Here is a 23083-nt window from a genome sequence, read left to right on the forward strand (position 1 = left end):
TTACTTGCCCTGCATCGACTTGAGGTTGGCGGCGTAGGCGTCCACATCATCCTTGCCGATGATCTTGGTCGGGATGATGATCAGGTTGTTGGCCGGGATGCCCGACTTGTCGCCCTTGAGGTAGGAAGCCATCAGCTTCATGCCCTGATAGGCCCATTCGAACGGCTGCTGCACCACGGTCGCGGCGACGGTGCCTTCCTTGACGCCGCCCAGCGTGATCGGATCGTCATCGAAGCCGACGACGGTGATCTGGCCGAGCTTGCCGGCGTCGCGCAGCGCTTCATAGATGCGCGGCGTGTTGTAGGAATAGAAGCCGACCATGCAGGTGATATCGGGGCTGGCGACCAGCGCGTCCTCGACGTTCTTCTTAGCACGCGCCTGGTCGATGTCGTCGCCGCGCACGTCGACCAGCTCGATCTTGCTGCCGGCGAGCCCGTCCTTCATGCCCTGGATGCGCTCCTTGGCGTTGTCGGCGCCGAGCAGGCCTACGAAGCCCAGGCACTTGCCGCCGTTGGGCATCGCCTTCTTGGCGATCTCGGCCGCCTGCTTGCCGGCATCGACATTGGACGAGCCGATATAGGCGACGCGCTTGGTCTGCGGGGCATCCGAGTCGGTGGTGAACAGCGCGGTTTCCGACGCGATCTTGTTCAATCCGTCGGTCGAGGTCTTGGGATCGACGGCCGAGACCATGATGCCCTTGACGCCTGCCGTCACCAGATCGTCCATCAGCCGCTGCTGGATGGCGACCGAAGACTGTTCCGGATATTTGAGCTCGAGATTGTAGTCGGGCAGTTCGCCCTGCGCCTTCTTCACGCCGGCTTCCGCCGCCTTCCAGAAGTCTGACGCACCGTTGACGACGAAGGCCAGCGTCGGCTTGTCGTCGGCGCGCACGCTGGCGCTTACCGACAGGCCTAATGCCAAGGCCGCCGCGGCGACGGATGCGTTGCGTATCATGGATTTCATAGTTCAACCTCCCTTGTAGAACTCTTCGCTGATGTCTCGGCTGCGGCGCGGATAACCCTCCTCCTCAAGGGTACGGCGCAAAGGTCCGCCGACTTAAGAACGGTTCCGATCCGGCCGCGGTCGAGACACTAGACACTCATGTGGCATTCGTAAATAGTCCGATTTGTCTGACATTTTCGTGAGGATGGAGACGAGCCCAAACCGGCGATCCCGCCGGCTTTCGAGCGAGCATCCTTTGCACTTTGCCGGCACCGAGCGGAAGCCCGGACGGTTACGACGAGTTGACAGTAGAGCGCTTACAGCTATTAGTAAAGAGTATTAGTTTTGGGCTGAGGCGCGTGCTTTCGAAGCGGAGGAGACGCTGGTCGAAAGATGCGCCGGGAGTGAGGAGAGCACGTGCGGAAAAGCCTGCTACCGCACGGAAACCCTTAGGAATTGTCAGCGCTGCTGACCTTATCGGACTGATTTCGTCGCGACGCGGCGCGGCCGGCGATTTGCATGTCGCGCTTGATAATACTTATTATCAATAGTGTGTTTCAAATGAGCGTGCCGACCATCTTGCCGTTGCAATCGGCCTTTGCTTTGGAGCCGGCCGGGTTTGGGAACCGACCATGAGTGAACCGACGGAACTGCGCGATCCTCCCGGGGCTTCCAGGCGCCGCAAGCCGACCGCCAAGCCCAAAGGACGTGTCACCATGACCGACATCGCGCGCGCCGCCGGCTGCTCGCAGGCGACGGTCTCGTTCGTGCTCAACAATTCGCCGGGCATCAGGCTGTCGCAACAGACACGCGACCGGGTGATCGAGGCGGCCAGGGCGCTGGGCTATTCGCCGCCGGTCTTTTCCGCGCTGCGGCCGCCGGTGACGCCCTTCGAGGGCCTGGATGGCGTCATCGGCTTCGCGGTCGACCAGCTCGCCACCAGCCCCGAGGCGGTGGTCGCCATCGAGGGCGCGCGGCAGGCCTCGTGGAACGCCGGCAACGTGCTTCTGGTGGCGCAGACCATGGGCGACGCGGTGATGGAGCCGCGCGCCATCCAGGCGCTGACGGGGCGCGGCATCACGGCATTGATCTATATGACCATCTTCACTCGCGAGATCGCCGCGCCGGATTTCCTCTACAGCCTCGAGATGCCGGTCATCCTGCTCAACTGCTACACCGCCGATTATGCCTTCCCGGCCGTGGTTCCCTCCGAGATCGCCGGCGGCCAGAGCGCGACGAGACACCTGATCGGCCATGGCCATCGCCGCATCGCCACCATAACCGGCGAGCCGTGGATGCAGGCCGCGCAGGATCGGCTCAAGGGCTATCGCCGCGCTCTAGCCACCGCCGACATCCCGTTCGACCCGGAACTGGTGGTGGAGGGCGACTGGTCGGCCAGCGCCGGCTATGCCGCGACGGTCAAGCTGCTCGGGCTCAAGGAGCGACCGACCGCCATCTTCTGCCAGAACGACCGCACCGCGATCGGCTGCTACGAGGCGCTGAAGGAAGCGGGCCTGCACATCCCGCAGGACATCTCCGTGGTCGGCTATGACGATGAGGAGATCGCCCGCCATCTGTTCCCGCCGCTGACGACCTCCATCCTGCCGCATCTGGCGATGGGCCAATGGGCGATCGAGCAGCTGGAGACGCCACCGACGCCCGGCCGCGGCCGCTATCCGATCACCAAGCTGGAGTGCCCGCTGGTGGAACGGGAGAGCGTGACAGGCGTGAAGGGATAGGATGTCCCAGATCGCCACTTCAAGGCTTGGAACGTATTGACATTGTACTTACAATCGCTAGATATCTGACCCTGACAGAGGAGGATTTCGATGGCGCAGCCCAGTCATGCTGGCGGCAATCACAACGCAGTTCGCAAGAATGATGTGATTCAGATCCGCGCTTCGGCCGAGACGAAGGCCATTCTCAACCGCGCCGCGAGCTTGCGCGGGCAAAAACTGTCGGAGTTCATGCTGGACAGTGCGCGCAGGCAGGCTGAGGAGACCATTCTCGACCAGCGTGCCTTCTTTCTCGATGCCGACGCGCATGAGAAATTTCTTGATCTGCTTGATGCTCCGAACAAGCCGTCGCAAGAGCTTCGCGCCCGCATGACGCGCAAGCCAGCCTGGGAGCGCTGATGCCCGCTGGGCAATCGCAAGGCCCGCGAGTCCGTGCTCCGGAACGGCTGACCATCAGTCATGATGTCGCAGAATTTCGCAACGGCAGGCATCCCACCCTTGATGACTGGCTGCGAAACCGTGCCCTCGCCGGCGAGGGATTGTCTGCCCGAACCTATGTCGTCTGCGACGCGGGCACGAAAAATCGTGTCGTCGGTTACCACGCGATCTCCACGGCGATGGAAGAACGGGTCGCGCTGCCAAGCGCCAAGCTACGCCGGGGCATGCCTGAACAGGTTCCTTTGCTGCTGATAGGCCGTCTGGCGATCGATCAGGCGTTCCAGGGAATGGGCCTCGGGGGCGACCTGCTTTCCGATGCGCTCCGGCGTTGCCTCGCGGTTTCGGACATTGCCGGGGTTCGTGCCGTGGTGGCGCACGCCATCGACGACGACGCCGTTGGTTTCTACCAGCGTCACGGCTTCACTATGTCTCCGCTGGGCGAGCGCGTCATGCTGATGCCGATCGAGACGATACAGGCGCTGTTCTCGAAAACTTGAGGCGAGTTGTGCAGGCCATTGCATGATGAGGAGATCGCCCGCCATCACTTCCCGCCGCTGACGACCTTGCCGCATCTGGCGATGGGCCAATGGGCGAGCAGCTCGAAACGCCGCCGACGCCTGGCCGCGGCCGCTATCCGATCACCAAGTTGGAGTGCCCGCTGGTGGAACGGGAGAGCGTGGGGAGTGTACCCGCACAATTCCGATGACCCGGCCCCGAGACCGGCTTATGATGAGTGAGCGTGTGTTCCTTCCCAACAGGAAAAACGCTCATGTGGCCGAACCGCCGTTTATGCGATCTTTTCAAGATCGAGCATCCGATCATCCAGGCGCCGATGGCGGGCTCGGCGACGCCGGAACTCGCCGCCGCGGTGAGCAATGCCGGTGGGCTGGGGTCGCTCGGATGCGCATCGATGCTGCCGGATGGCCTGCGCCACGTTGCGCGCCAGATGCGCGCCTTGACCGTGCGTCCCTTCAACCTCAACTTCTTTGTTTTTCCCAGACCCGACACCGGCGATGCCGTGCTGACCCAGGTCATCGACAGGTTGCGGCCCTACTACCAGGAGATGTCGCTCGGCGAACCCTCGCGGCGGCTTCCGCCGATCGGACCGGGTTTCGATGAAGAAAAGCTTGAACTGCTGCTCGAGATCCGCCCGCCAGTCGTGAGCTTTCATTTCGGCATTCCGGATGCGGCTGCCGTCGGCAGGCTGAAGCAAGCCGGAATCGCAATCATCGGCACCGCGACCAATGTCGCCGAGGCGCGCAAGCTCGCCGACGGTGGAGCCGACGCGGTCATCGCCCAGGGCTGGGAGGCGGGAGGTCACCGCGGTTCGCATGCTCCCAATGGTCCTGGCGACGGCGTCGGAACGATGGCGCTGGTTCCCCAGGTCGTCGATGCCGTCGAACTCCCGGTCATTGCCGCGGGAGGCATCGCCGACGGCCGCGGCATAGCGGCCGCTTTCGCGCTTGGCGCCAGCGGCGTGCAGATCGGCACCGGCTTCCTGTCCTGCGACGAAGCCGGCACGGACGCACCGCGCCGCGCCCTGATCCGCACCGCGACCGACATGGACACGATGGTCACCGATGCCTTCACCGGCCGCGCGGCGCGCGCGAGACGCACCCGCTACGCCCTGGAAATGGAGGAGAGCAGGGTGCCCCTTCCGGACTTCCCGCAAATGGTCGCGCTCAGCGCTCCGCTCGGCGGCGACAAGGATTTCGCCTTCCATCTCTATGGGCAGGCGGCGGCGCTCAACAGGGAGCTTCCGGCCGGGCAACTGGTGCGAACGCTCGTGGCCGAAACGGCCGAAGTGTTCGACGCTCTCTCGACCGGCAAAACGACGCCTGCGAAAGCGAAGTCTTCGTCGTCGACGTCCCCGATGAGCTTTTAACCCCGCCTGTCGACACTGGATTGCGAAAGATCAGCCGGCAAGCAGGGATGCCATACGGTCGCGATCGATGATGTTGGGATTCGGCGGCAAAGGGCGACCGTCCAGTTCGGCCAGTTTTGCCGCGACATGCGGTCTGGCGACGACATTCTGCGGCAGCGAAACGCACATGGCGATCTCGATCACGCCGCGAAACACGTCGGCATCCTCGCTTGCGGCAGCGAAAAGCCGGGCCATGACCGGACTCGGCGGCGGAACAGGAAGGCCGTCGGCCAAGGCGTTCATCTCCGCGATCCGGGCACGGTCGGCGGCGATCTGGTTGCGATAGAACGGGCTGACCTGGCGCTCGGTCTCGGCATCGTATTCCCGCGAGAATTCAGCAGGGTCGCCGATGTGCCGGCGAGCGATATTCCTGAGCACCTGCGCGTGCAGAAGGCCGACGCTCAACCCCCGCCCGGCGGACGGATTGGTGCAGGCCCAGGCATCGGCCACAGCCGCAAACCCGGTGACGACAGGCTGGCCGTCGACGACAAACCGCCGGTAGCGGTCGAGAACGCCTGCCATCAGCAGGACGTGCGTGATCGGCTCGCCGTCAAGCCAATGGGCCTGCATCGGACATGCCGTTACGACACGGTGGAAGGTGGCGGTGTCGCGCAAAGCGCGCATGGCCTTGTTTCTCGCGGAGGTGAACAGGGTGACCGACCAGGTGTCGTTGTCGCCATCCAGCGTGAGAATCGAGAACAGCCCCATCGGAGTGAGCAGGCGGCCCTTTCGGCGCGGCCGCTGCTTGCCCGTGAAATAGCGAGTGAAATAGACGAAATTGCTGTCCTCGGCTTCCTCGTTCGGACTGCGGCCTCCGGCGGCAACGATCCATTCGCAGGCAGGGCTTCGCCGCCCCATCGCATCGATCACCAGGTCGGCGCGAATCTCTTCGCCGGACGTGGTGCGAACGCCCGCAATATGCGGCACGCCGGGAATGGCTGAGGCGCCCGTGATCAGCTCGCGAACCTTGATCCCCCGCCGGACCGTCACATTGGGCGCAGCTTGCGCCATCTCGGCCGTGGCCCATTCGATCACCGGCCGCCGGCCAGTGACGAAGCGCATGGCTTCGTCGCCCGGGCGGGGCGCCCTGTCCGTTATTGTCGGGGGCAACGATCGAGGGTCGAAGAAGTCCATCCAGACGCAGCCGGCGCGCAGCAAAATATCCGTCAGCCCCGGCAGCTCCTGATCGGCGACCATCCGGAAACGCGAGCTGAGGTTGTGAGGCTGCCTGAACTGCGCAACGCCGGGGCGCTCCCAGTCCCATCCTTGACTGGAACTCGAAGGCCGGTCCGCCGGATCAGCCTCGAGGACCGTCACGTCATGACCATCGCGGCCAAGCATGGCCGCGGTGCACAACCCGATTACGCCTCCACCGCAAATCAGGATCTTGCTCACCCCGTCCCCCAATATCCGCGAGGGTCCGGCGCTATATTAGCTTCTGTATACGTTCCCGGCAACGCGCCGGGCCGGTCGGCGCCCACCCGCTCCAACTTTGCGTGCGATCATGGAACGATCCGCTGCTTGGCATGGCTTCCGCGCAGGTCTAGGCTGAAACCAGCGAAGGGAGGGCGGGATGACATCAAGCTTCACCGTTCACGCGGCGTCGGGCTATGAGCAACTGATGGGGCGCTGGAGCCGCAGGCTCGCGCCCAAGTTCATCGATTTCGCCGGTCTGGCCGGCGGCGAAAAAGTCCTCGACGTGGGTTGCGGCACCGGCAGCCTGACCTTCGAGCTGGCGAAGTCAGGCGATCTCACCGATATCCAGGCCATCGACTTCTCGCCGGTCTTCGTCGCGGCGGCGAAGGAGAGGAACACCGATCCGCGCGTCACCATCCAGCAGGCGGATGCCACCGCACTGCCGTTCGCCGACAATGCGTTCGACCGCGCGCTGGCGCTGCTGGTGCTGCACTTCGTGCCGGAGGCCGGCAAGGCGGTGGCCGAGATGCGCCGCGTGACGCGGCCGGGCGGTGTGGTCGCGGCCGTGGTCTGGGACCATTACGGCGGCATGACCGGCATGCGCATGATGATCGACACAGTTGCGGCGCTCAGCGAAAGCGGGCGTCAGCTGCGCAACCGCTATTGCTTCCAGCCAATGATGCAGCCGGGCGAGATGAAGCGGACCTTTGTCGAGCAGGGTCTCGTCGATGTCACCGAGGCCGAGCTGATGATCCGCATGGACTACGCGAATTTCGACGACTTCTGGGTGCCGATCGGCGCCGGCGAAGGCCCGCTCGGCAAATACATGACCACATTGGATGCAGCCGAGCGGGAGCGTGTCGAGGCCGCCGTCCGCGATGCCTATCAAGCCGGCCGGCCGGATGGCCCGCGATCCTTCGCCAATGTCGCCTGGGCCTGCCGCGGCATCGTTCCCTGAGACATAAGGCGGCAACGCGTCAGTTGCCGGCGGCCGCCGGGGCATTGATCTCCCAGCCGTCGACCCACACCTGCCGCAGCCGGTCGCCTTCGCCCTTGAACCATTGGCCGGCCGCCCGGCAATCCTCGATGCGGTCGCTGCGGAAATTGCGGATGGCCTGCCGCAACTCGCACCAGGCGACGATGTTGGCGGTTTCGGCATAGTAGATCAGGGCGACCGGGCGAATGATGCGGCCGGTCGGCCGTCCCGCCTCGTCGCGATAAGAGAGGCTGAGTTTCTCCTCGTCGCGGATGGCGCGGCGGACCAAAGCGAGGTCGACGGCCGACGCGGAGGGTGCTGCAAAGCCCCAGGCATGGAGGGCGTTGGCGTCGAGCGTCTGCCGCAAAGGCTGCGGCACGGCGCCGGCGATCTTGGCGCCGACGCGTTTCGCAGCCTGCTTGAGTTCGTCGTCGCCCGTGCGCTCCAGCAGCGCCAGCGACAGGACGATCGCTTCCATCTCCTCGATGGAAAACATCAGCGGCGGCAGGTCGAAGCCTGGTCGCAAGATGTAGCCGATGCCGCGCCCTCCCTCGATGGGCACGCGCATCGCCTGCAGGGCCGCGATGTCGCGATAGACCGAGCGTACGGTCACTTCCAGCCGCTCGGCGATCGTCGCCGCCGTTACCGGCTTCCTGGCCAGCCGCAGGATCTGGATGATCTCGAACAGGCGCGAGGCCTTGCGCATTTTCTCACCCGGCTGAAATGCAACTGACACATCCCCGTCAGTTGGAATGCCTTATAGGGCCGCCTACCCGCTTGAAAATCAGCGGATTCCTTTGCGTGCAGGCGGATAATGCGACAGGCAACTGACATGAGCTATGGCGAAAATCTCTGGCTGTTCTTAGTGCTTGTGTTCGGCATCATCGCCGTTCCGGGCATGGACATGCTGTTCGTGCTGGCCAATGCGCTGACCGGCGGCAGCAACAGGGGCCTGGCCGCGACTGCCGGCATCATGCTGGGCGGTGCAGTGCATACGCTGAACGGGGCGATCGGCGTCGGCCTGCTCATGCATTTCGTGCCGATCCTGTTCACGCCGCTGCTGATCGCCGGCGCCGCCTACATGGCCTATATCGGCATGTCGCTGATGCGCAGCTCGATCATCGTCGGCGACAACGGACCAACCGGGAGCCGCTCGGCCTGGAAGGCGTTTCGCCAGGGCCTGGTCACCTGCCTGATCAATCCGAAGGCCTATCATCCTTGCCGTCTATCCGCAATTCCTGAAGCCGGCTTACGGTCCGATCTGGATGCAGGCGACGATCATGGGATTGCTGACGGTCGCCACGCAAGCCGCGATCTATGGCGGGCTCGCCGTCACGGCGGGGCGCAGCAGGCAGATGCTTGTGGCCAATCCCCGCGCGACCGTTCTCGCCGGGCGCATGGCAGGGCTGCTGCTGTTTGCCGTTTCGATATTCACGCCCTGGGAAGGTTTGAGGGCGGCGTGATCGCCGCCCTCTCCATTTCGCTCAAGCCGCGCCCTGCCGGCTAGCAAGCATCTCGCGCTTCACCGACCGGCGCCATTCGACCGCGCCGGCGAGGCCGTGCAGCACCGTTTCCGTGGTAGCCCAGTCGATGCAGCCGTCGGTGATGCTCTGGCCGTAGACCAGCGGCTTGCCGGGCACGACGTCCTGCCGGCCGGCGACGAGATTGCTCTCGATCATGACGCCGATGATGCGCTCGTCGCCCGCGGCAACCTGGCCCGCCACGTCATGCGCGACCTTCGGCTGGTTCTCCGGCTTCTTGGCGCTGTTGGCGTGGCTGACGTCGATCATCAGCCGCGGCGCGACGCCGATGCGGACGAGCTCGGCCGCGGCGGCCTCGACGCTTGCGGCATCATAGTTCGGCGCGATGCCGCCACGCAGGATGACATGGCAATCCTCGTTGCCGATGGTCGCTGCGATGGCGCTGCGGCCGCCCTTGGTCACCGCCATGAAATGATGCGGCTGGGCGGCGGACTTCACCGCCTCGCCGGCGATCCTGAGATTGCCGTCGGTGCCGTTCTTGAAGCCGACCGGGCAGGACAGGCCCGAGGCCAGCTCGCGATGGATCTGGCTTTCGGCGGTGCGGGCGCCGATGGCGCCCCAGGCGACGAGGTCGGCGATGTATTGCGGGATGGTCATGTCGAGGAACTCGGTCGCCGCCGGCAGGCCGAGATTGTTGACGGCCGACAGAACGTTGCGCGCCATGCGCAGCCCCTTTTCGATGTTGAAGCTGCCGTCGAGGTCGGGATCGTTGATCAGGCCCTTCCAGCCGACCGTGGTGCGCGGCTTTTCAAAATAGACGCGCATGACGATCTCGAGCCGGTCGGCCAGGGCCTCGCGCAGCGCCGCCAGACGGCTGGCATAGTCAACGGCCGCGACCGGATCGTGGATGGAACATGGGCCGACGATGACAAGCAGTCGATCGTCGGCCCCCGAGAGGATCGAATGGATGGCGTTGCGCGAGGCAGCGACGGTGCGCGTCGCGGTGAGCGAGCGCGGTATCTCGCGCATCACCTCGTCCGGCGTGCTCAAGGCTCTGATTTCGGTGACCCGAAGGTCGTCTGTGGTGGTCAACACGGCTTTCTGCTCCTGGTTTAGGAGACCCGCCGGCTGAAACAAAAAAGCCGCCAGGTCTGGCGGCTTGTCGGATTTTTTGATCTGGAGTTTTCAGATCGAGCGCAATCCTCCCGCCGCCAGCGAGCTGAAATAAAAGTACCAAAACGAGGCGGTCAGGTGGATCATGCGGCTGATATAATCGATGCGTGGGCGTTTGTCACGTGCCTGTTGAGGCTGGCAATTTCGGGTGGGGCCGAACCTTCGCGATTTCGTCATTCCAGGGCGAAGCAGGAGCGAAGCTCCGTCGCGAAGACCCTGGAATCCATGCCGTTACCTTGGCCGAAGAGCGCGGCGATGCATAATTCTGGACCGCAGCAACGCTCCGGAGTCGCGGCATGGATCCTCGGGTCTGCGCCGCGTCGCTTCGCTCCTTGCTCCGCCCGTGGATGACGAAGTGACCTGCGTCGCCGCCAGGCTCCCCTGCGACTACTCCCCGACCACGCCGGCGATATTCTGATCATAGTCGACCAGCGAGCCGGTCATGACGCCCGCCTGCGGGCTCAGCATGTAGGTGATCAGCCGGGCAAGCTGCGCGGGCTTGACCAGCTGGCCCATGGGCTGCGCGGCCTCGGCCTTCTCCAACCAGTCATCCGACGCTCCGTGCCATTTCTTCTGCACGATCGCCTCGCCCTCGGTGTCCATCCATCCCGGCAGCACCGCATTGCAGCGGATGCGGTTCCGCCGATAAGCGCTCGCGACGTTCTTGGTCAGCGTCATCAGCGCGCCCTTGCTGGTCGAATAGGGCGTCAGGAAGGACTGGCCGGCATGCGCCGACATCGACAGCACGTTGACGATCGAGCCCGGAGCCTTGCGCTCCAGGAGATGCGCGACAAGGCCCTGCATCAGGAAGAAGGGGCCGCGCACATTGGTGCCGAAGATCTGGTCGAAGAGTTCCTCGGTGGTCTCCACCAGCGACCCCCGCGCGGAAGTGGCGGCGGCGTTGACCAGCGCGTTCAGCGTTCCGAAATGCTTGATCGCGGTCTCCACGGCGCGCTTGCAGTCCGCAACCTTGGCGACATCGGCGCTGATGAAGATGGCGTCGACGCCGTTCTTCTTCAGCGCCGCGACCGCTCTGTCGCCCTTTTCCTGCGAGCGGCCGATCAGCGCCAGCGCGCGGCAGCCCTCATCGGCAAGCGCTTCCGCAACCGCGAAGCCGATGCCCTGCGCGCCGCCGGTGACGATGGCGCGCGTTTCTGAATTGCGACCGGCCAAACCGTTCATCGCTCTGCTCCTTGGTTACGTTTCGATGGTGTTGCGAGATTCGTCATTCCAGGGCGAAGCAGGAGCAAAGCTCCGTCGCGAAGACCCTGGAATCCATTCCGTGACCTCGCGCGAAGAGTGCCGCGCCGCAGAATTCTGCACCGAAGCAACGCCTCAACGTCACGGAATGGATCCTCGGGTCTTCGCCGCGTCGCTTCGCTCCTTGCTCCGCCCGTGGATGACGACGTGATAAGCGTTCCGGCTAATCGCCAAGAGCTGGAGACGAACAATCCGACCGCCATCGAAATACCTGCCTCATTAAGTCAATCGACGCGGATGGTCTTGCCCGTCTTGGCCGACTGCAAAGCCGCGTCGGCCAGCTTCAGCGCGATCAGCCCGTCCTTCCCGCTCGGCGCCGCCTTCTTGCCGGCAGTTGCCGCGGCGATGAAGGCCGCGATCTCGTTGGCATAGGCTTCGATGTAGCGGGTCATGAAGAAATCATGCAGCGGCGGACGGGTGTAGCCCTTGTCGTTGGCGAGCTCGATCGACACCGGCCGCTGGTTCTCGGCCGCGACCATGCCCTTGGAGCCATGCACCTCGATGCGCTGGTCGTAGCCATAGGTGGCGCGGCGCGAATTGGAGATGACGGCCTGCTTGCCGGAGGCGGTCTCGAGGATGACGCTGACCGAATCGAAATCGCCGGCTTCGCCGATTTTCTTGTCGACCAGCACTGAAGCGTGCGCGCTCACCGCAACCGGCTCCTCGCCGAGCAGAAAGCGCGCCATGTCGAAGTCGTGGATGGTCATGTCGCGGAAAATGCCGCCGGAGCGGGCGATGTAATCGAGCGGCGGGGCGCCCGGATCGCGCGAGGTGATGGTGACCATCTCGACGGTGCCGATGGCGCCGTCGTCGATCGCCTTGCGCACGGCGGCGAAATGCGGGTCGAAGCGGCGGTTGAAGCCGACCATCAGCGTGGCCTTAGTCATCTCGACAACGGCCAGGCATTTTTCGACCCGCTCGACGGAGAGATCGATCGGCTTCTCGCAGAAGATCGCCTTGCCGGCCTTGGCGAAGCGCTCGATCAGATCGGCATGGGTGTCGGTCGGGGTGCAGATGATGACGGCGTCGATGTCCTTGGCCTGCTCGATGGCATCGATCGTGCGGACTTCGGCGCCGTAGGCGGAGGCGAGCTCAGTCGCCGCTTTCTCGAAGGCATCCGCCACGGCAACCAGTTTTGCCTGCGGATTTGAGCCGACGGCGCGGGCATGCACTTTGCCGATACGACCGGCGCCGAGAAGAGCGAAGCGGAGAGTCATGGAATATCCTTCGAGATGGTTCAGAAAGCTGTCCGCGCGCCGGCGCGGATGATTGGTTGATCCCGTCGCGGCGTCCGTCAGGCGGCCTGCAGTTCCGCCTGTCCGGTCTTGGCGCCGGTTATGTAGGCGACGATGTCGTTGCCGTCGGTGTCCTGCTTGCGCAAATTGGCGACGATGCGGCCGCGGCGGAAGACGACGATGCGGTCGACCAGGTCGAACACCTGGCGCATGTTGTGGCTGACCAGGATCAGTGGCTCGCCGTTTTCCTTCAGCGTACGGATGATGTTTTCGACCTGCGCGGTTTCCTGCACGCCGAGCGCCGCCGTCGGCTCGTCCATGATGATCAGCTTGGAGGCGAAGGTCGCGGTCCTGGCGATCGCGACGCATTGGCGCTGGCCGCCCGACATGTGGCGGATGGTGCTGGACAGGTTCGGGATCTTCACCGCCGTGCGGACAAGCGCTGCCTCGGTCGCCTTGCGCATCGCCTTGCGGTCCAGAATCGAGAACGGCCCGAGGTTGAAGAGCACCTTCTCGCGGCCGAGGAACAGGTTCGACGGCACGTCGAGATCGTCGGCCAGCGCAAGGTTCTGGAACACGGTCTCGATGCCCGCCTCGCGCGCCTCGATCGGGCCGGCAAAGTTCACCTCCTTGCCGTCGAACCAGATCTTGCCGTCGGTGCGCTGCTCGACGCCGGTGATCTGACGCACGAAGGTCGACTTGCCGGCGCCGTTGTCGCCCATGATGGCGACATGCTCGCCCTTGCGCAGCTCGAAATTTGCCTCCTGCAAGGCGTGCACGCCGCCATAATGCTTGGTGAGGTTTTCGGTCTTCAGAACGATGTCGGACATGGTCAAGCTCCTATCGCGCGGCGGCGCTGGCGCCATTGATCGAGAACGACCGCGCCGACGATGATCACGCCCTTGACCATCTCCTGATAATAGGCGTCGAGGCGCAGGAAGGTGAAGCCGGAAATGATGACGCCGAAGATCAGCGAGCCGATGACGGTGCCGATGATCGAGCCGCGGCCTCCCGACAGCGAGACGCCGCCGATGACCGCCATGGCGATGGCGTCGAGCTCGTACATGACGCCCATGCCGGCCTGGGCGGTGAGATTCTTGGACGACAGCACCACGGCGGCGAGGGCGGCCAGGATGCCGGCAATGGCATAGACCAGTACCTTGTGGTTGGCAATCTTGATGCCCGACATGCGCGCGGCATCCTCATTGGAGCCGATCGCATAGCAATGCTTGCCGTATTTCGTATAGCTCAGGATGAGCTGGAACAGGAGCGCCAGCGAGATGAAGATGACGACAGGCATCAGGCCCTTGCCGATGGCCGCGAAGCTGTCGGTCGGGAACGAGATCGGCTGGCCCTTCGACCACCATTTGGCGATGCCGCGGGCGGTAACCATCATGCCGAGCGTGGCGATGAACGGCGGAATGCGGGTATAGGCGATCAACAGGCCGTTGATCAGGCCGGCGATCAGTCCGCAGCCGATCGCGACCAGCACCGGCACGATGACCGGCAGGTCGGTCCAGCCATAGTCGATGAACATCGCCTTGGGATTGGGATTGCCGTTGACGGTCGCAACCTGCGCGAAGCTCATGGCGATCATGGCGGTGGCGCCGACGATGGAGCCCGAGGACAGGTCAATGCCGCCGCAGATGATCACCTGGGTGACGCCGATGGCGATGATGCCGACGATCGAGACCTGCAGGATGATGATCTGCAGGCGCTGCTCGTTGAAAAGGCCCGACACATTCTCGCGCGTGTTGAACAGGAAGCTGTCGCCGAGGAAGATGCGGCCGATCAGCTCGAAGGCGACGACGAGGATGACCAGCGCCAGGAACACGTTGAACTCGGCCGGCCATGGACGCTTCTTGGCGTCATAGCTCAACCCGCCAATGCCATGCGATGTCTGTGACACGTCTTCTTCCTCCGAATGACCGCGCCCCGTTCTCCCGCCCTGTCGGGCGGGAGAGGAACAGAGCGGCGCCGCTTCGCCAGCAGCCGATTTCAGCCAGGCCGATGCGTCGCGGCACCACCCCGCGGTTTGTCTTCACGCAATTCCGTACCGAAAATCGTTCCTGGAATTGCGCCGGCGCGCCTCAGTTCTTCTTCAAGAACTTGTCGATGTTCGCCGGAGTGACGAGCTGGAACGGGATATAGACTTTGTGTTCCACCTTTTCGCCCTTGGCGAGCTTCAGCGCCGCATCGAGCGCACCGGCGCCCTGGCCGGCAGCGTCCTGGAAGACCGTCACGTCGAGGTCGCCTGCCTGCATCGCGGCCAACGCGTCCTGGGTGGCGTCGACGCCGCCGACGACCACCGACTTCATGTCGATGTTGGCGGCCTTCATCGCCTGGATGGCGCCGATGGCGCTTTCGTCGTTGTTGGCGATGACGCCATCGAACGCCTTGCCCGACGACAACCAGTTGGTCATCAGGTTCTGCGCCTGGTCACGATCCCAGTTCGAGGTCTGCTTGTCGATGATCTTGATGAAGCTGCAGTCCGGCGTGGCGATGACTTCCTCGATGTCCTTCGTGCGCTGCACCGCGGCCTGGTTCGAGAGCTCGCCCATGATCACGTAGACATTGGCTTCCTTCTTGCCGGCTTCCTTGAACAGGCGGCAGGCTTCCTTGGTCTCGAGGGTGCCGGATTCCGCCTCGTTCGACGCGACGAAAGCCTGGTTGTCCGGCAGCGAGTCGACATTGACCGGCTGGCGGTTGACATAGACCAGCGGGACCTTGGCCGCGGCGGCCGCGTCCGACATTGCCTGGGTGGCCGAGGTATCGACCGGATTGACGATAATGGCGTCGACACCCGAGGCGGCGAAGTTCTTGATCTGGTCGAGCTGCTTGGCCACGTCGTTCTGCGCATCCTCGACCTGCAATTCGACGCCGCTCATGCCCTTGGCCTGCGCGATCATGCCGTTGCGCAGCACGGTCAGGAAGTTGTCGTCGAACTTGGCCATCGAAACGCCGATCTTGGCGGCGAAGGCGGATGAACACATCAGCGCCGAAAGCGTGACGCCCAAAAGCAGTTTCTTCATTTTATTCTCCTCCACTTGGTGTCCGGCTGCACCCATTTGGACCGGAATCCCCGGTTTGCCCGGGGAATCTCTCCCTGCGGCCATACGGCGTCCCAACTCGACTGGAACGCCTCTTCCTCCGTTCGCACAGGCGTTCCGGAACGAAAGAACCAAAAAGCCTAGTTAGTGAAATATTCATTCCATTTCGTTTTGGAAACGTCAAGGGCGATTCCGACGAGATTGGCCGGTTTTTCGGTCCCGATCGTCGAAACCCGAGCCCGAATCGAAGCAAATCGCCATGAAAGAATCCATCAGCCTGATGGATTCTTTCACATCGACCCGATTGCAAACGCCGGGAATTGGCTGAAGCCGCCCCAACCTCGTCATTCTATGGCGAAGCAAGGAGCGAATCGACGCGATGGGCGTTTCGACCAATCTCCAACGCGTGCCGCCTGCCAACGCAAACGGGCGACCGATCACAATTCCTGCGGCGGAGCTTCTAGATGTTTTCCGGCAGATAGATATCGAAGGGCAGGAAGGTCTGCCCCGGCGCATTGGCGGCGCCGCTTTCGATGGCATGAGCCATCAGCCCCAGGAGTTCCCGGCAGAGCGCGGCGAGCGGCGTCGAGATCACCATGGTGAGGATGTTGTCGGCAAGTGCTGCGCGCGAGACGGCGTTGATCTCGTTGCAGATGACGACCGGCATAACCGCCGGGTTTGCCGTTCTCAGCGCCGAGACGGCGCCTTCCATGCCGCCGCCGGCGACATAGCAACCGGCAAGATCGGGATGGCGCGCCAGAAGATCGAGCATGGCGTCATGCGTCACGTCATTCGCCTCGAGGTTGACCAGCGTCTCCATCACGGTGAAATCCGGCGCGTGCTCGCGGAAATAGGAGCGGAAGCCGATCTCGCGCAGCTCGTGGCCATGGAAGCGGTGGCTGCCGACGAAGAGCGCCACCTTGCCCGGCTTCCTGGCGGCCTTGGCGATCATCCATGCGGCGCTGCGTCCGACCTTGCGGTTGTCGAGACCGACATAGCCCTCGCGGATGCCGGCGGCAAAATCGGACAGCAGGGAGAAGACCGGCTGCCCCCTCGCCTTCAGCGCCTCCACCACCGCCGTCAGCGTCGGGTGATCCGGACCGACAACGGCGATGGCTCTCGACTTGGCCGCCAGCCTGCGCATCTGGCCCGCAATCTCATCGGGCGCCAGCGACGTGGCGAAGTCGATCGCGGCAGTGCCACGGAAACGTTGCGACTGCGAAACCGCCAGCTCGAGCTCCCTGGCAAAATCGCCATAGAAGACGTCATTGCCCCTCAGCAGCAGGAAGCCGAGCCGGTATTCCGGCAATTCCTGGCGCATGCGCTGCTTGATCAGCCCCGCCGCGTGGTAGCCGATCTCGGTGGCGGCCTCATACACCCGGCGCGCCGTCTCCTCGCGCACCGGCAGGCGGCTGTTCAGCACCCTGTCGACGGTGGCGACGCTGACGCCCGAGACGCGCGCGAGATCGCTAATGGTCGGCCGCTTTGCCATGAATGCTCCATTGCTTGTCCGACTCAGCATATCTCACTCTGATAGGAAATGATAGAAACTATCTTCCTGATGTTGAGACTATCATGAGCCGGCGGTATGGTGAAGTGGAAGCCGGCCATGAACGAGCCCAGACCTGCTAAACCGTTCGCCAGGCGCTGTTGGAGGAAGCTCAATGACTGCCATGACGTCTTCGTCGGCGTCGCCACGCGACTACAGCCTGACCGGCCGCGACGCCAAGCTCGCGGTCGAGAACGGGCTGGCGGCGGCCGAGTGGTACCATACCGAGATCCCGCGCAAGCAGATGAAGGAGCTGATGCAGCGCTCCGACCAGCCGGCGATCCGCGACACCATCATCTGGCTCGGCGCGCTGATCCTCAGCGGCGCGGGCGGTGCCTGGTTCTGGGGCAGCTGGTGGTGCGTGCCATTCTTCTTCGTCTATGGCACGCTCTACGGCTCCTCGACCGATTCCCGCTGGCACGAATGCGGCCATGGCACCGCCTTCCGCACCCAGTGGATGAACGACGCCGTCTACCAGCTCGCCTGCTTCATGATCATGCGCAATCCGGTGACATGGCGCTGGAGCCATACACGCCACCATACCGACACCATCATCGTCGGCCGCGACCCGGAGATCGCCGTCATGCGGCCGCCGGATCTGCTGCGCGTCGTCTTGAACTTCTTCGGCATTCTCGATGCCTGGCATGCCATGACCGACATGCTGCGCAACGCTGCTGGCGTCATCAGCGCGGCGGAAAAGACCTTCATCCCCGAACAGGAACAGCCGAAGGCCATCCGCGTCGCCCGCATATGGCTCACCATCTATATCGCGACGATCGCCCCGGCGCTCTATCTGCATTCCTGGCTGCCGCCGCTGCTGATCGGCCTGCCCCGCCTCTACGGCGCCTGGCATCACGTCATGACCGGACTGCTGCAGCATGGCGGGCTGGCCGAGAACGTCATCGATCACCGGCTGAACAGCCGCACCGTCTACATGAACCCGATCAGCCGCTTCATCTATTGGAACATGAATTACCATGTGGAGCACCACATGTTCCCGATGGTGCCCTATCACGCGCTGCCGAAGCTGCACGAGATGATCAAGCACGATCTGCCGGCGCCGACGCCGTCGATCCTGGCCGGCTATCGCGAGATGATCCCGGCCTTCCTGCGCCAGCTGCGCAACGAGGATTATTTCCTCAAGCGCGCGCTGCCGCCGACGGCGAAGCCCTACCGGGAAGAGCTGCACAACGACAATCCGGTGGCGGCCGCGGCCGAGTAGCGTAACCAACCGATTTTCGCGGAGAACGAGATGAGCGACTGGGTCGAGGCCTGCGCGGCCGGAGACATCGACGAAGAGGACGTGATGCGGTTCGACCATGCCGGCCGCACCTTCGCCATCTACCGCAGCCCCGACGACGAATATTTCGCGACCGACGGGCTGTGCACGCATGAAAAGGTGCACCTGGCCGACGGGCTGGTGATGGACGACATCATCGAATGCCCGAAGCACAACGGCCGCTTCAATTACAAGACCGGTGACGCGCGCGGCGCGCCGGTCTGCGTCAACCTCAAGACCTATCCGGTCAAGGTCGACGCCGGCAAAGTTCTTGTTCAGGTCGGGTGACGCTGATGACGGGAGGAATGGTGGTCATCGGAGCCGGCGAATGCGGCGGGCGCGCCGCGCTCGCCCTGCGCGATCTCGGCTTCGAGGGGCCGGTGACGCTGGTCGGCGATGAGCCGCATCTGCCATACGAGCGGCCGCCGCTGTCGAAGGAAGCGATGACCGGCGAGGCGCCGGCCATCAAGGCGATCGCCACCGACGCGCTGTTCGCCGAACGCTCGATCCGCCACATCCATTCCGTCCGGGCCGTCGCGGTCGATCGTGCCGCGCATGTCGTGCAACTGTCGGACGGATCCTCCCTGCCATATCAAAAGCTTTTGCTGGCGACCGGATCCGTGCCGCGCACGCTGCCGATGCCGGGTCTCGGGGGGCGTTGCGTCTATCTCAGGACGTTCAACGACGCTTTGGCCATTCGCGCTCATCTCGGCGCCGGCAACCGCGTCGCCATTATCGGCGGCGGCTTCATCGGCCTCGAGCTTGCCGCCGCGGCGCGCAAGCTAGGCGCGGCCGTCACCGTCATCGAGGCGCAGCCGCGCATCCTGATGCGCGGCGTGCCGGCCGAGATCGCCGAGATCATCCACAAGGCGCATGAGGCCGAGGGCGTTGCGATCCGCACCGGCCAGGGGATCGCGGCGATTGCCGATGACGGCGCGGAGGTCGGCATCACATTGGCCGACGGGCAGGCCATCGTCGCCGATCTCGCGGTGATCGGCATCGGCGCCGTGCCGGTGACCGCGCTTGCCGCTGAGGCGGGGCTGGCCATCGACAACGGCATCGCCGTGGACGAATATTTGCGCACCGCCGACCCGGATATCTTCGCCGCCGGCGATTGCTGCTCGTTCCCGCTCGCCGTCTATGGCGGACGGCGCGTGCGCCTCGAAGCCTGGCGCAACGCCCAGGAACAGGGCGCCTTGGCCGCGAAGAACATGCTGGGCGCCGGCGAGGCGCATGCCGCCGTGCCGTGGTTCTGGTCGGATCAGTATGGGCTGACCCTGCAGATCGCCGGGCTGTCGGACGAAGGCAAGAGTATCGTGCGGCGCGACCTCGACGACGGCGCCTTCATCCTGTTCCATCTGGCCGAGGATGGCAGGCTGGTGGCCGCCAGCGGCATCGGCCCCGGCAATGCGGTGGCGCGCGACATCCGGTTGGCGGAAATGCTGATCGCCAAGCGGGCGAGCCCGGCGCCGGAAGCGCTCGGCTCGCAAGCGGTCAAGCTGAAGTCGCTGCTGGCGGCGTGATTTTCCCTAATCGCGGGAGGTCGCGCTGCCCCTCATCTGCCTGCCGGCATATCCTTCGTCATTCTAGGGCGGAGCAAGGAGCGAAGCGACGCGCGCAGACCCTAGAATCCATGCCGTGACGCACGAGCACCGCAGCGGCGCAGAACGATCACCAGCCAATTCCGCGAAAGAGCTCGAACCATTCCGGGTTGGCTTTCTCTATGAGCTCGACCTTCCATCGCCGTGGCCAGCGCTTCAACGACGTCTCACGCTGAATGGCATCGGCGATGTCGAAATACTCCTCGTGCCAGACCAAACGCTGCACACCATAGCGGCTGGTGAAGCTGGAGCCTTGGCCAGTCTTGTGCTCCGACATCCGACGCGCCAGGTCGTTGGTGACACCGATATAGATCGTGCCGCCTTTCTGGCTTGCGGTCATGTAGACATAGCCGGTCATCTGGCGATCTTAGCTGGCGCCGTTATCGGCGGCTATTCTGGACCGCTGCATTCTCCGGCCAATGTCACGGCATGGATTCTAGGGTCTGCGCGCGTCGCTTCGCTCCTTGCTCCGCCCTAGAATGACGAAAGGATGGGGTCGCGGGTCTTGAGGGGCAGCGCGAATGTGACGCCCTAAAACAGCGCCTTCAACTCATCCAGCTTGTCGTTGACCAGCCAGCCGTAATAATTTTCCTCGGGCAGCCTTTCCGGCTCGCCGGCGGCGCGGCGCTTGTCGTTCTCGGCCTTCAGAGCATAAGCGCGCTCTTCGGGGTTGCCGACATTGTAGAGCGTGGCGGTGAGGCCCGGATTTTTCGAGATGTCGAAGCCGGCGATGCCGCGGTAGGCGTCAATCGACTTCCTGATGGTCGCGGCCACGTAAGGCAGCGTCAGGTCCGGGTCCATGATAGTCTTATAGACCGCGTTGGGATCGCCGACGTCGAGCCTGGGCAAGCCCGAGACCTTGTGCACGAGGTCGCTCATCTGCAACGCAGTCAGCGGGTTCAACTGGCCGAGGCCGAAGGTCTGGCCGGCATAATAAGGCTGGAAGAAGGTGGCGCCGAAGCGATCGTTGGGGAAATCCTCGCCGCCGACGCTCTTGCCGCGGAAGGCGCGGTTCCACACCTGCTCGCGGCATTCCCAAAGGTCGTAGCTGTCGTCCATGCCGGCGCATTTCTCGAATTCCGGCCGATGGATGAAATCCGAAACGTCCTCGCCGTGATAGGCGAAAGAGAGCTTGCTAGACAAATAGGAGATCGCCTTCACGTAATAGGTCTGCAGACGGTCGTAGGCGTCGACATTGTAGGTATGCTCGCCGACGATGGCGCCGACGATATGCATGGGATCGATACCGTAGGCTGCTGCCGCCTTCCTGATCTTGCCGCGCAGCTCGGCATCGTTCTGCAACAGCGCGTAGACCTTGCGGTACTTGGCCTGGAAGGTGGTGTTGGTGGCCTGAGTGCGCCGGCTGGAGGCGCCTGGAATATCCGGCTGCACGCTGTTGCGGTTGCCCGGGGGCACGATGGTCGCGGCATCGGCGGTTGCCACCGCCGCCGCCAAGGCCATGCCGAGAAAAAGCAGGATAAGTTTCTTCATACGCCGCCGCCTTCGAATGCGCGGCAAACTAGGTAAAGCGCTTGGCAGAGTCGAGAGACGGCTTCGAGCTGCCAGCGAAAATGGTGGCCAGATGCTTCCATTTGGCCACACTTTGGATTCGAAGGGCGTTTCAGGCCGGCCTGAGCCAGCCCGAAATCGGGGCATTGGGCGGGCGTTTCAGGCCGGCTCGAAGGCCAGCCCGAAACCCAGATAGAACTTAAAGAATAAACCGCGACAGGTCGGTGTTTCTGGACAGGTCGCCGACATGCTTCTCGACATAGGCGGCGTCGATGGTGACGGCCGTGCCGTGGCGGTCAGGCGCGTCGTAGGAAATCTCGTCCAGCACGCGCTCCATCACCGTCTGCAGGCGCCGGGCGCCGATATTCTCGACGCTGGCGTTGAGGTCGACGGCGATGCCGGCGAGCGAATCGATGGCGTCGTCGGTGAAGGTCAGCTCGACGCCTTCGGTCTTCATCAGCGCGATATACTGCTTGATGAGGCTCGCCTCAGTCTCGGTGAGGATGCGGATGAAATCCGCCTTCTCCAGCGCGCGCAGCTCGACACGGATGGGCAGGCGGCCCTGCAGCTCCGGCAGCAGGTCGGACGGCTTGGAGACGTGGAAGGCGCCCGAAGCGATGAACAATATATGGTCGGTCTTGATCGGCCCATATTTGGTCGCGACCGTGGTGCCTTCGACCAGCGGCAGCAAGTCGCGCTGCACACCTTCGCGCGACGGACCGCCCGAAATGTCGCTCCTGGCGGCGATCTTGTCGATCTCGTCGAGGAAGACGATGCCGTCATTCTCGGCCGATTCCAGCGCCCTGCGCACCACCTCGTCCTGGTCGAGCAGCTTGTCGGACTCGTCGTTGACCAGCACCGCGTAGGAATCGCGCACCGTGGTCTTGCGGGTCTTGGTCCTGCGGCCGCCCATCGCCTTCGAAAGCATGTCGTTGATGTTGAGGACGCCGACATTGGCGCCCGGCATGCCGGGGATCTCGAAACCGGGCATGCCGCCGGTGCCGGTGTCGGCCACCTCGATCTCGATCTCCTTGTCGTCGAGCTCGCCGTCGCGCAGCTTCTTGCGGAAGGAGTCGCGGGTCGCCGGGCTCGCCGTCTTGCCGACCAGCGCTTCCAGCACGCGTTCCTCGGCGTTGATCTGGGCGCGCGCGGCGACGTCCTCGCGCATCTTCTCGCGCGTCAGGCCGATGGCGACCTCGACGAGATCGCGCACGATCTGCTCGACATCGCGGCCGACATAACCGACCTCGGTGAATTTCGTGGCCTCGACCTTGACGAAGGGCGCGCCGGCGAGCCGCGCCAGACGCCGCGAGATCTCGGTCTTGCCGACCCCGGTCGGGCCGATCATCAGGATGTTCTTCGGCATCACCTCTTCGCGCATCTGGCCTTCCAGCTGCTGGCGGCGCCAACGGTTGCGCAAGGCAATGGCCACGGCGCGCTTGGCGTCCTTCTGGCCGATGATGAAGCGATCGAGTTCCGAAACGATTTCGCGGGGAGAAAAGGTGCTCATATTA

21 protein-coding genes and 2 pseudogenes are annotated in these 23083 nt (G+C 64.0%); 10 read left to right on the forward strand and 13 right to left on the reverse strand.

Annotated elements, in window-relative coordinates; translation table 11 throughout:
• Positions 1-963 carry a sugar-binding protein gene (locus tag LB552_RS20215; protein ID WP_224609720.1) on the reverse strand — a complete coding sequence of 321 codons (963 nt, stop codon included), beginning with the start codon at positions 961-963 and terminating at the stop codon, positions 1-3.
• Positions 964-1574: 611 nt separating this feature from the next.
• Between LB552_RS20215 and LB552_RS20220 the strand changes: the two genes are divergently transcribed.
• From LB552_RS20220 to LB552_RS20240, 5 genes and pseudogenes are all read left to right on the forward strand, one after another.
• On the forward strand, positions 1575-2681 hold the full coding sequence (locus tag LB552_RS20220) for a LacI family DNA-binding transcriptional regulator (RefSeq protein WP_224609722.1): 1107 nt from the start codon (positions 1575-1577) through the stop codon (positions 2679-2681).
• 90 nt (positions 2682-2771) lie between these two features.
• Positions 2772-3077 carry a DUF1778 domain-containing protein gene (locus tag LB552_RS20225; protein ID WP_224609724.1) on the forward strand — a complete coding sequence of 102 codons (306 nt, stop codon included), beginning with the start codon at positions 2772-2774 and terminating at the stop codon, positions 3075-3077.
• Positions 3077-3613, forward strand: a complete 537-nt coding sequence (locus LB552_RS20230; protein WP_224609726.1) for a GNAT family N-acetyltransferase — start codon at positions 3077-3079, stop codon at positions 3611-3613. Before LB552_RS20225 ends, LB552_RS20230 begins: the two co-directional genes overlap by 1 nt.
• A 24-nt stretch (positions 3614-3637) precedes the next feature.
• Positions 3638-3822, forward strand: a pseudogene (locus tag LB552_RS20235) (LacI family transcriptional regulator); the annotation flags it as partial.
• A 63-nt stretch (positions 3823-3885) separates the two neighbouring features.
• Positions 3886-5001 carry an NAD(P)H-dependent flavin oxidoreductase gene (locus tag LB552_RS20240; RefSeq protein ID WP_224609728.1) on the forward strand — a complete coding sequence of 372 codons (1116 nt, stop codon included), beginning with the start codon at positions 3886-3888 and terminating at the stop codon, positions 4999-5001.
• 30 nt (positions 5002-5031) lie between these two features.
• Here the strand turns inward: LB552_RS20240 and LB552_RS20245 are convergent, their stop codons facing one another.
• Positions 5032-6435, reverse strand: a complete 1404-nt coding sequence (locus tag LB552_RS20245) for an FAD-dependent oxidoreductase (RefSeq protein ID WP_224609730.1) — start codon at positions 6433-6435, stop codon at positions 5032-5034.
• Between the two features lie 178 nt (positions 6436-6613).
• Between LB552_RS20245 and LB552_RS20250 the strand changes: the two genes are divergently transcribed.
• Complete coding sequence (locus LB552_RS20250) at positions 6614-7414, forward strand: class I SAM-dependent methyltransferase (RefSeq protein ID WP_224609732.1); 801 nt, start codon at positions 6614-6616, stop codon at positions 7412-7414.
• A gap of 19 nt (positions 7415-7433) precedes the next feature.
• Here the strand turns inward: LB552_RS20250 and LB552_RS20255 are convergent, their stop codons facing one another.
• Complete coding sequence (locus LB552_RS20255) at positions 7434-8138, reverse strand: helix-turn-helix transcriptional regulator (RefSeq protein WP_224609734.1); 705 nt, start codon at positions 8136-8138, stop codon at positions 7434-7436.
• Positions 8139-8264: 126 nt separating this feature from the next.
• On the opposite strand from LB552_RS20255, the pseudogene LB552_RS20260 reads away from it, so the two are divergent.
• A pseudogene (locus LB552_RS20260) lies at positions 8265-8895 on the forward strand (LysE family translocator).
• A 21-nt stretch (positions 8896-8916) separates the two neighbouring features.
• Here LB552_RS20260 and LB552_RS20265 read toward each other — a convergent pair.
• The 7 genes from LB552_RS20265 to LB552_RS20295 all read right to left on the reverse strand — a co-directional run bounded on the left by LB552_RS20265 (position 8917) and on the right by LB552_RS20295 (position 17123).
• The gene (locus tag LB552_RS20265; protein WP_224609736.1) at positions 8917-10008 is read right to left on the reverse strand and encodes a 3-deoxy-7-phosphoheptulonate synthase; all 1092 of its coding nucleotides are present in this window, start codon (positions 10006-10008) and stop codon (positions 8917-8919) included.
• Positions 10009-10473: 465 nt separating this feature from the next.
• Positions 10474-11268 (reverse strand): SDR family oxidoreductase, encoded by a 795-nt coding sequence (locus LB552_RS20270; RefSeq protein WP_224609738.1) that lies wholly within the window; start codon positions 11266-11268, stop codon positions 10474-10476.
• Positions 11269-11570: 302 nt separating this feature from the next.
• Positions 11571-12563 (reverse strand): inositol 2-dehydrogenase, encoded by a 993-nt coding sequence (gene iolG, locus LB552_RS20275; RefSeq protein WP_224609739.1) that lies wholly within the window; start codon positions 12561-12563, stop codon positions 11571-11573.
• A gap of 77 nt (positions 12564-12640) precedes the next feature.
• Entirely contained in the window at positions 12641-13411 is a 771-nt protein-coding gene (locus tag LB552_RS20280; protein ID WP_095768022.1) for an ATP-binding cassette domain-containing protein, read from the reverse strand.
• A gap of 2 nt (positions 13412-13413) precedes the next feature.
• Positions 13414-14490, reverse strand: coding sequence for an ABC transporter permease (locus LB552_RS20285; RefSeq protein ID WP_224546365.1), 1077 nt, complete (start codon positions 14488-14490; stop codon positions 13414-13416).
• A 181-nt stretch (positions 14491-14671) separates the two neighbouring features.
• Positions 14672-15613 (reverse strand): sugar ABC transporter substrate-binding protein, encoded by a 942-nt coding sequence (locus LB552_RS20290; RefSeq protein WP_224546363.1) that lies wholly within the window; start codon positions 15611-15613, stop codon positions 14672-14674.
• A gap of 478 nt (positions 15614-16091) precedes the next feature.
• Complete coding sequence (locus LB552_RS20295; protein WP_224514940.1) at positions 16092-17123, reverse strand: LacI family DNA-binding transcriptional regulator; 1032 nt, start codon at positions 17121-17123, stop codon at positions 16092-16094.
• Between the two features lie 172 nt (positions 17124-17295).
• Between LB552_RS20295 and LB552_RS20300 the strand changes: the two genes are divergently transcribed.
• Genes LB552_RS20300 through LB552_RS20310 form a run of 3 tightly spaced genes read left to right on the forward strand, consistent with a single transcriptional unit; the run spans position 17296 to position 19982 of the window.
• A complete protein-coding gene (locus LB552_RS20300; protein WP_224609741.1) occupies positions 17296-18402 on the forward strand; it encodes a fatty acid desaturase family protein in 1107 nt (368 codons plus the stop codon).
• 30 nt (positions 18403-18432) lie between these two features.
• Positions 18433-18747, forward strand: coding sequence for a MocE family 2Fe-2S type ferredoxin (locus LB552_RS20305; RefSeq protein WP_140674315.1), 315 nt, complete (start codon positions 18433-18435; stop codon positions 18745-18747).
• A 5-nt stretch (positions 18748-18752) separates the two neighbouring features.
• Entirely contained in the window at positions 18753-19982 is a 1230-nt protein-coding gene (locus LB552_RS20310; protein ID WP_224546359.1) for an NAD(P)/FAD-dependent oxidoreductase, read from the forward strand.
• 148 nt (positions 19983-20130) lie between these two features.
• Here LB552_RS20310 and LB552_RS20315 read toward each other — a convergent pair whose 3' ends face one another.
• The 3 genes from LB552_RS20315 to hslU all read right to left on the reverse strand — a co-directional run bounded on the left by LB552_RS20315 (position 20131) and on the right by hslU (position 23079).
• On the reverse strand, positions 20131-20418 hold the full coding sequence (locus LB552_RS20315) for a GIY-YIG nuclease family protein (RefSeq protein WP_224609743.1): 288 nt from the start codon (positions 20416-20418) through the stop codon (positions 20131-20133).
• A gap of 173 nt (positions 20419-20591) precedes the next feature.
• Positions 20592-21626, reverse strand: coding sequence for a DUF1402 family protein (locus tag LB552_RS20320; protein ID WP_411966391.1), 1035 nt, complete (start codon positions 21624-21626; stop codon positions 20592-20594).
• 142 nt (positions 21627-21768) lie between these two features.
• Positions 21769-23079 (reverse strand): ATP-dependent protease ATPase subunit HslU, encoded by a 1311-nt coding sequence (gene hslU / locus LB552_RS20325; protein WP_224525955.1) that lies wholly within the window; start codon positions 23077-23079, stop codon positions 21769-21771.
• Positions 23080-23083: the final 4 nt, after the last annotated feature.

This window comes from Mesorhizobium sp. CA7 (assembly GCF_020165015.1).
GTDB lineage: Bacteria > Pseudomonadota > Alphaproteobacteria > Rhizobiales > Rhizobiaceae > Mesorhizobium.

What these genes read in the sequence shown, in the direction of transcription:
- LB552_RS20215 (WP_224609720.1), bottom strand. Translation starts at nt 963, where the DNA reads ATGAAATCCATGATACGCAACGCATCCGTCGCCGCGGCGGCCTTGGCA.
- LB552_RS20220 (WP_224609722.1), top strand. Translation starts at nt 1,575, where the DNA reads ATGAGTGAACCGACGGAACTGCGCGATCCTCCCGGGGCTTCCAGGCGC.
- LB552_RS20225 (WP_224609724.1), top strand. Translation starts at nt 2,772, where the DNA reads ATGGCGCAGCCCAGTCATGCTGGCGGCAATCACAACGCAGTTCGCAAG.
- LB552_RS20230 (WP_224609726.1), top strand. Translation starts at nt 3,077, where the DNA reads ATGCCCGCTGGGCAATCGCAAGGCCCGCGAGTCCGTGCTCCGGAACGG.
- LB552_RS20240 (WP_224609728.1), top strand. Translation starts at nt 3,886, where the DNA reads ATGTGGCCGAACCGCCGTTTATGCGATCTTTTCAAGATCGAGCATCCG.
- LB552_RS20250 (WP_224609732.1), top strand. Translation starts at nt 6,614, where the DNA reads ATGACATCAAGCTTCACCGTTCACGCGGCGTCGGGCTATGAGCAACTG.
- LB552_RS20255 (WP_224609734.1), bottom strand. Translation starts at nt 8,138, where the DNA reads ATGCGCAAGGCCTCGCGCCTGTTCGAGATCATCCAGATCCTGCGGCTG.
- LB552_RS20270 (WP_224609738.1), bottom strand. Translation starts at nt 11,268, where the DNA reads ATGAACGGTTTGGCCGGTCGCAATTCAGAAACGCGCGCCATCGTCACC.
- iolG (WP_224609739.1), bottom strand. Translation starts at nt 12,563, where the DNA reads ATGACTCTCCGCTTCGCTCTTCTCGGCGCCGGTCGTATCGGCAAAGTG.
- LB552_RS20280 (WP_095768022.1), bottom strand. Translation starts at nt 13,411, where the DNA reads ATGTCCGACATCGTTCTGAAGACCGAAAACCTCACCAAGCATTATGGC.
- LB552_RS20290 (WP_224546363.1), bottom strand. Translation starts at nt 15,613, where the DNA reads ATGAAGAAACTGCTTTTGGGCGTCACGCTTTCGGCGCTGATGTGTTCA.
- LB552_RS20295 (WP_224514940.1), bottom strand. Translation starts at nt 17,123, where the DNA reads ATGGCAAAGCGGCCGACCATTAGCGATCTCGCGCGCGTCTCGGGCGTC.
- LB552_RS20300 (WP_224609741.1), top strand. Translation starts at nt 17,296, where the DNA reads ATGACTGCCATGACGTCTTCGTCGGCGTCGCCACGCGACTACAGCCTG.
- LB552_RS20305 (WP_140674315.1), top strand. Translation starts at nt 18,433, where the DNA reads ATGAGCGACTGGGTCGAGGCCTGCGCGGCCGGAGACATCGACGAAGAG.
- LB552_RS20310 (WP_224546359.1), top strand. Translation starts at nt 18,753, where the DNA reads ATGACGGGAGGAATGGTGGTCATCGGAGCCGGCGAATGCGGCGGGCGC.
- LB552_RS20315 (WP_224609743.1), bottom strand. Translation starts at nt 20,418, where the DNA reads ATGACCGGCTATGTCTACATGACCGCAAGCCAGAAAGGCGGCACGATC.
- hslU (WP_224525955.1), bottom strand. Translation starts at nt 23,079, where the DNA reads ATGAGCACCTTTTCTCCCCGCGAAATCGTTTCGGAACTCGATCGCTTC.